The organism is Aeromonas molluscorum 848 (genome assembly GCF_000388115.1).
In the GTDB taxonomy this organism is placed as follows: Bacteria; Pseudomonadota; Gammaproteobacteria; order Enterobacterales; family Aeromonadaceae; genus Aeromonas; species Aeromonas molluscorum.
On the sequence record NZ_AQGQ01000193.1, the window covers coordinates 1 to 6,924 of the forward strand.

Here is a 6,924-nt window from a genome sequence, read left to right on the forward strand (position 1 = left end):
GTGAGACTTTTTTATGCAAGGCTCGAGCCTTGGCGTCAACACGACTCAGCCCACCAACAGCTCTTTCTTGTAAGACTGTACCTTGGCCAGGAACTGGCGCTTGGCCTTGCCGCTCAGGGCTTCGGACATCGGCAATTTGACCGTCATGGGGTTAACAGGACGGTTGTTGAGTCGAACCTCATAGTGCAGATGCGCACCCGTGGATCGGCCCGTGTTACCGGACAGGGCTATCTTGTCACCCATCTTCACTCTCTGACCCGGTTTGACCAGCAGCTTGCTCAGGTGCAGGTAACGGGTACTCAGGGTACGGCCATGCTTGATCACCACATAGGTACCAGCCAGAGGATGGCGAGTCGCCTTGACAACCACCCCATCACCGGTAGCCAGCACGGCCGTACCGACCGGAACCGCGAAATCCGTGCCTTCATGGGGGCGTACCATGCCGGTGATGGGGTGGCGGCGAGCCGGGTTGAAGGTCGAACTGATGCGATAGCGACTATGAGTTGGATAGCGGCGGAAACCGCGCTCCAGGCTCTGACCCTGGGCATCATAGTAGTTACCATCTTCTGCTAGCCAGGCCGAGAAGCTCTTACCCTGGCTAATCACTTCAACCCCGAGCAACTGGCTGTTGCCGGTGTTCTTGCCCTGTACCGTCTCCTGCTGCATCAGCACCTTGAACTTGTCACCTTTCTTCAGATCACTGGCAAAGTTGAGCCGCCACTGAAACAGGTTGGCAATCTTCTTGATGTGGCTGGCCGGGATACCGGCATTGCGGGCGCTGACGTAGAAACTGCCACTGATGGTGCCATCGAAGTTTTTCTTCTGCCACTCCACCGCCTCTTTGACCATGTTGGCGTTGTAGCTATCATCGACCCGCTTGAGCTCAAGGGACTCCTTGATGTTCAACCGGATCTTCATCTCCTGCAGTATGTTGTCCTGATCGATCAGCAACTCTATGGTCTGCCCCGGCTTGAGACGGGCCAGGTTGTTCTTGCTGTCTGCATCGAGCACCTTGTAAAGGGTGGTAGTCGACAGGCCAAGTGTATTGAAGATGGTGGTGAGGTTCTCACCATTGCGCACCCGGTAGTCTTGCCACTCGGGACCGGTATCGGCGGGAATGTCATCCTCGGGAGCGACCGGGTCGATCAGCTCATGATCCGGGATGGCGTTAAATTCTGTGTTGTCTTCATTGGTGGCGGTACCATGGGCCGAGAGGGGCAGTTCCAAGCGCAACGGGCGCTCCAGAATATCCCCTGGCGCAGGCAATATCGCCACCGCCGACAGGGTCAACCCGGTCAGCAGCAACATGGCGTAAAAATGTTTGCGGGGAACCGGTGGTTCCCAGTTGGCAGCACTGGCTACCAAGGGACGAAGACGTTTCATCCGCTTTCCTGTCATTAGTTCTGGGAGTGTTATAGGGTCATTTCATTGTTATAAATTTGCATAAAGCTGCACTTTCGACCCATCGTTTCGTAAAAAGTTCACTGCAATTCGCACCAAAATCACATTTTATTCATAGGCTGCCGTTTTTGGCAGAAAATATCCTCACTTTCCGCTCATTTTTTCCTATTTTTAAGAACTGGATCCGATCCCGATCGGCCCTGACAGGCCCATGTTGCGCAACTTTTTCCATGGAGTGGATATGTCGTTAGCAAAATTGTTAAAAAGGATCATCCTCATCCTGTTCCTGATTGGCGCCATTTTGCTGTTCATGCTCGAAATCACCACTGTCCGCCAGTCTATCCTCGATCAGATGTCGGCCAATCTTGAAACGGCCATCACAGCCCTTGGTCTGGTGCTGCAAGGTACCCTGCTCAATGAAGACAAGGTCTTGGCTGAAACCATAGTCAACGCCATGTTCGATGGCGGTTTCGTCAGCGCCATCACCCTGGTCGATCCGGATGGACAGATGTTGTTCCATAAGGTGTTTACCAGCACTCAGCAAAATATCCCTGCCTAGCTGCCAAACCTTATCGCCATGCCGCCGGTCAAAGTCGAACAGGAACTGACCGATGGCTGGCGCATGCTCGGCACCCTGACGCTGGAAGGCCATAGTGGCTACGCCTATCAGCATCTGTGGAATGCCATCAGCCGCACCGGTTTGGCCCTGCTTGGTGGCCTGATCGTCTTCAGCCTGCTCATTCCCTGGATCTGCAAGCGTCTGCTACGTCCACTCGCCGAGATCAATCAACAGCTGAGCCTGATCCGCAAGCGCCAGTATGGTGCGGAGCTGCCTATTCCCTGGATCAAAGAACTCAAGGAGGTGGCCAGCTCGGTCAACCAGCTGGTCTCTGAACGCAAGCGGGACATGCTGCAGCAGCGTCTCAAGATCACCCAGCTGGGCAAGCAGCAAGAGGCAAGCAGTCATCTTCCCCTGGTTAACCTTCAGTCGGTGGATGAGGGGTGGCAACAACAGCATTTTTACTCCACCCAAGGAAACATACTGCTCTATCGGCGCTTGCTGCCACGGCGATCCTTCTCGGGCGAGACCTCGCTCATCGAGCTGGAACAAGCCATTGCCTACTGGCTCAATCAGGAGTATGAAGGCCTTGCCCTCCCGCTTAGCCTGCTCGCCAATCCGCACTGGCCTGCACTGCAAAACACCCTAATCAAGGTGCCAAAAGGGCGGATCATCGATTGGCGCTGGGATCTGGCGATCCTGCCTGCCGATGCCATGGCGAGTTTCATGGCGCTGGAAGGCGCCGGACTGGAGTTGGCCTTCAGCGCCATCCCCATCAACAATGAGGTGCTCAGCCAGCTTGACCCCATCTATCCCACCTTTATCAGCCTAGGGGTGACCAATGATCCTCTCTACTGGAATCTGGTCAGTCAAAGCTTGCATGGCTCGGGTTACATACTGCTGGCAGAAGCAAGTTCCATCGACGACATAGACACACTCAGGGCCTGGGGTATCGACGGCCATGCCAACGGAGCCACCCAATGAAACTCTTGCCGCTACTGCCGCTACTCATGATGCCGTCCCTCCAGGCTGCCCCTACCCTCTATATCGGCACGGGCTCCGAACAGGGGATCTATTACCAGATGGCAAAGGAGTTCTGTCGCCTGGCCCACGATCAGGACGAAAGTACCAGTTGCCGGCCCCTGGCGACCTCCGGCTCCTTGGAAAACTTGAAGCGATTGAAGGAGGATGCGAGTGACTACGCCATAGTCCAGTCCGACTGGCTGTATCAGGCCAACAAGGGGATAGGGGCTTTCGAGGGAGCCCCCCAACCCCGTTTGAGAAGCCTGTTTGCCACCCATGCAGAGCCCTTCACCCTGGTGGTGCGCGCCGATGGAGACATCACGTCCCTGGAGCAACTCAAGCTGGCCCCCATTGATCTTGGGCTCAAAGGGTCGGGCACCCGCAAGACGGCGCTGGCGCTCATGGCACAGCTTGGCGTCAAGGAACAGGATCTCGACTTGAAGAGCATGGCCAACTTGCCACAGGCATTGTGCAGCAAGCAGATCGATGCCTTCGCACTGGTCATGGGCCACCCCAACCGCATGGTGCTTGATGCGTCCAAGCAGTGCCGTATCACCTTCCTGCCCATTGATGGCGAGGTACGTGACAAGTTGATCAAAGGCCGCCCTTATTACCAGCGCAGCCAGATCCCTGCCCGTATCTATCCGGCCAATCCCAAACCCATACCCACCTTCGCGATCGCGGCAACCCTGGTCAGCCGGGTTGATGTGCCAGAAGAGCAAGTTTACCGCCTCACCAAGGCCATGTTGAGCCAGCAGATACAGTTCAACGAGCAAACCTATGGCTACGCCAATCTGTTTCACAGGGCGCGCAACAAGATAGGGCCGGTGTTGATGGTGCCCCAGCATCCTGGGGCTGCCCGTTACTTTGCGGAGCTCAAAGCCGCAGGCAAGCTATAGCTGACGACGGGGGGAGCGCAGGTGTTCGCTGGAGAAACGACTCTTCATCGATGTCCATTGTGCCAGTCGGTCTGCGCTGCCCGCCAGGGTACCTTCCCGACGTGACTTCATTACCCAGATACTCTTGGCATCAAAACTGTAAACGGGAATGAGATCGGTGCGTTTGCTGCCCGGCAGTATGCGGCCATTGATGTTATCCAGTACCAGCGGGTCTGCTTTTGGCGTGGGAAAATAGAGGGTCACCATATGAAAGGCGTTGTATCTGACCGCCTTGACATAGGCAAGCCGCAACTTCTTCTCTTCGACCCCCAACTCCATCAATGTGTAGTACTTGGCAATGCTGTAATCCTCACAATCCCCCCCCCGGGCACCAATGAACTCCAGTGGGTTAGCCCAATAATCATCCATGCCCCACAGCTTGGGATCTTCGCTGTACGTAAGATTATTGAAGTAATTGTTTACCAAGACTATTTTCTGCTGATCCGTGGTGCCAGCCCGAGGCCTCAGCAAGCGGGCATAGGCCTCAGCCCGCTTCACAGCGGCCTTGCCATAGACATCCGCCATCTTGGCTTTCAGCTGAGGCTCCGCCAGGTAAGTGGACAGCTGGGAAGCCTGCAGCGACCAGCAGGCCAGCAAGCCGCTGCAGACTATCAGAGAGATCCTTCTCATATTCGACGCTCCTTACATTTCGCTGGAGGTCAGTATAGACGGCTGCGCCTAACGGCACTGAGCAAAGGAGTCAGCTAACTGTTGCATGAACTGGGGATAGGCATCCGGCCCGACCTTAATCTCTTCGCCCACTTCATCCAGCAGCAGTACCTTGGCGCCAGTGTTGCGGGCCACCGACTCGATGACCGCCGGCGAGAACTGGGGTTCGGCGAAGATGCAGCTGGCTTTCTTCTCCTCCAGTGCATGACGAATATCGACCAGGGTGCGGGCACCGGGACGGCGCTCAGGACTCACGGTGAAATGTCCTCGCGAGCTCATGCCATAGTGGCGCTCCCAGTAACCATAAGCCTCGTGGAACACGAAATAGCCTTGCTGGCTCACCGCCTTCATCTGCGGGGCTATGGCTTGCTCTTTCTCGGCCAGCTTGCGGTTGAAGGTGAGCAGATTGGCTTTATAGCGCGGCTCATTGGCCGGATCCTGGGCACTCAAGGAGTCCGCCAGCGCCTGGGCTATGACCCTCGCCTGATCCGGCCCCAGCCAGATGTGGGGATCCACCCCCTCATGATGATGACCCTCGTGGCCATCATGACCATGCTCGTCATGAGCATCTCCCTCATGAGACTCACCGGCCTGGTTGGCATAATCGAACAGGGGCATCCCCTTGACCCGGGTCAGGGTCAATACATGGGGAAGACCCGTCAGGGGTTTGCTCATGAAACCTTCCAATTCCGGGCCGACCCACACCACCAGACCCGCCTGCTTGATGGCACGAATGTCCGAAGGGCGCAGAGAGAAGTCATGGGGCGAGGCGCCGGTCGGCAACAGCACCTGAGGTTCACTGACCCCATCCGTGATAGCTGCGGCGATGAAACCCAAGGGTTTGATGGTGGTCAAGACAGTGGTAGCACGCACCGGCAGGCTGACCATAAGCAGCGCAGTGAGCAGGGCAAGAATTCGCATAGGGATCTCGTCAGGACAGATGAATGTGATAATATAACAGAAAACGCGACTGTTATATTATAACTCTCACTGGCTGTAAACCCCGGAGCTGTCATGACCCAATTGGTGGAGCTCAAAGAGATCTGTCTCTCATTCGATGGACGACTCGTGCTCGACAAGGTCTCCTTTACCCTCAATAAAGGCAAAATCACCACACTTGTGGGTCCCAATGGCGCAGGCAAGAGCACCCTCAGCAAGCTGGTGCTGGGACTGCTCAAGCCAGACTCGGGGCAGATAGTGCGCAGGGGCGGCCTGCGGGTCGGTTATGTGCCACAACGACTTTATCTGGATCCGACACTGCCACTCACCGTGCGCCGCTTCCTGCAACTCGGCAAGAATGGCCGCCTCTCCATTGAGGAAGCCCTTGCCCGGGTCGGTGGCCAGAGCCTGCTCGATAACCGGATGCAAAAGCTCTCCGGCGGTGAAATGCAACGAGTGCTGCTGGCCCGCGCCTTGCTGGTCAAGCCGGAGCTCCTGGTACTGGATGAACCGGTGCAAGGGGTCGACATCAATGGTCAGATCGAGCTCTATGCCCTGATAGGCAAACTAGCGGCCGAGTTCGACTGCGCCGTGCTCATGGTCTCCCACGACTTGCATCTAGTGATGGCAAGCACCCATGAGGTGATTTGTCTGAACGGCCACATCTGTTGCCATGGAGAACCGGAAAGTGTGGCCCGCCATCCGGAATTTGCGCGCCTGTTCGGCCGACCCGAGCAGGAGGTGCTGGCCGTCTATACCCATCACCACCACTGCGATGGCCAGCATGAACATGTGGAGCCAGCTCCGCTCATCCGCCTGCCGTCGCGCAAATAAGCCGACGACAGTGCAAAGCCCGGATAAATCTTGAGCCAGACCCGGCCTGAACCTCCTTTCGCCAACCGATTGCAAGTAAGGATCTTAACGTGGACAGCTTTTTGTTATATGCCCTCGCCGCCGGTCTCGGCATCGCCCTCTTGGCCGGGCCGCTGGGCAGCTTCGTGGTATGGCGCAAGATGGCCTATTTTGGCGACACCCTCTCCCACGCCTGCCTGTTTGGCATCGCACTCGGCATCTTGCTGCAAGTGGATCTCACCCTGGCAGTGGTGGTCTGTTGCCTCGCCATGGCCATGCTGCTCGTCGTCATGAGCCGCAACCAGCAGGTCGCCACCGATACCCTGCTCGGCATCCTGGCCCACAGCGCACTCTCCCTGGGCCTGGTGACCTTGAGCTTCATGGACAATGTGCGGGTCGATCTGATGGCCTATCTGTTTGGTGATCTGCTCTCGGTCCAGCCAGTGGATCTGCTCTGGATCTACGGCGGTGGCGCACTGGTGCTGCTCACCCTGTGGCGACTCTGGGATCCCCTGCTCTCCATGACCATCTCGGAAGAGCTGG

6 protein-coding genes and 1 pseudogene are annotated in these 6,924 nt (G+C 56.8%); 4 read left to right on the top strand and 3 right to left on the bottom strand.

From position 1 onward, the window contains the following. Positions 1-45 precede the first annotated feature (45 nt). Complete coding sequence (gene mepM / locus G113_RS17935) at positions 46-1,383, bottom strand: murein DD-endopeptidase MepM (protein ID WP_005908183.1); 1,338 nt, start codon at positions 1,381-1,383, stop codon at positions 46-48. A gap of 259 nt (positions 1,384-1,642) precedes the next feature. Between mepM and G113_RS17940 the strand changes: the two are divergent. Both G113_RS17940 and G113_RS17945 read left to right on the top strand, forming a co-directional pair. Further along, positions 1,643-2,944, top strand: a pseudogene (locus G113_RS17940) (LapD/MoxY N-terminal periplasmic domain-containing protein). Beyond that, positions 2,941-3,882 carry a TAXI family TRAP transporter solute-binding subunit gene (locus tag G113_RS17945; protein ID WP_005908185.1) on the top strand — a complete coding sequence of 314 codons (942 nt, stop codon included), beginning with the start codon at positions 2,941-2,943 and terminating at the stop codon, positions 3,880-3,882. The pseudogene G113_RS17940 and the gene G113_RS17945 overlap by 4 nt, the downstream one beginning before the upstream one ends. Here the strand turns inward: G113_RS17945 and G113_RS17950 are convergent. Next, a complete protein-coding gene (locus G113_RS17950) occupies positions 3,877-4,551 on the bottom strand; it encodes a transglutaminase-like cysteine peptidase (RefSeq protein ID WP_005908187.1) in 675 nt (224 codons plus the stop codon). The two genes, G113_RS17945 and G113_RS17950, sit on opposite strands and share 6 nt — an antisense overlap. A 48-nt stretch (positions 4,552-4,599) precedes the next feature. Beyond that, a complete protein-coding gene (znuA, locus tag G113_RS17955; RefSeq protein WP_005908189.1) occupies positions 4,600-5,511 on the bottom strand; it encodes a zinc ABC transporter substrate-binding protein ZnuA in 912 nt (303 codons plus the stop codon). A 93-nt stretch (positions 5,512-5,604) separates the two neighbouring features. Between znuA and znuC the strand changes: the two genes are divergently transcribed. Next, positions 5,605-6,363: a zinc ABC transporter ATP-binding protein ZnuC gene (gene znuC / locus G113_RS17960; protein ID WP_005894208.1), complete on the top strand. Its 759-nt coding sequence runs from the start codon at positions 5,605-5,607 to the stop codon at positions 6,361-6,363. Positions 6,364-6,452: 89 nt separating this feature from the next. After that, positions 6,453-6,924, top strand: a 472-nt coding sequence (locus tag G113_RS17965; protein WP_005908190.1) for a metal ABC transporter permease, incomplete at its 3' end; no start/stop codon positions are given.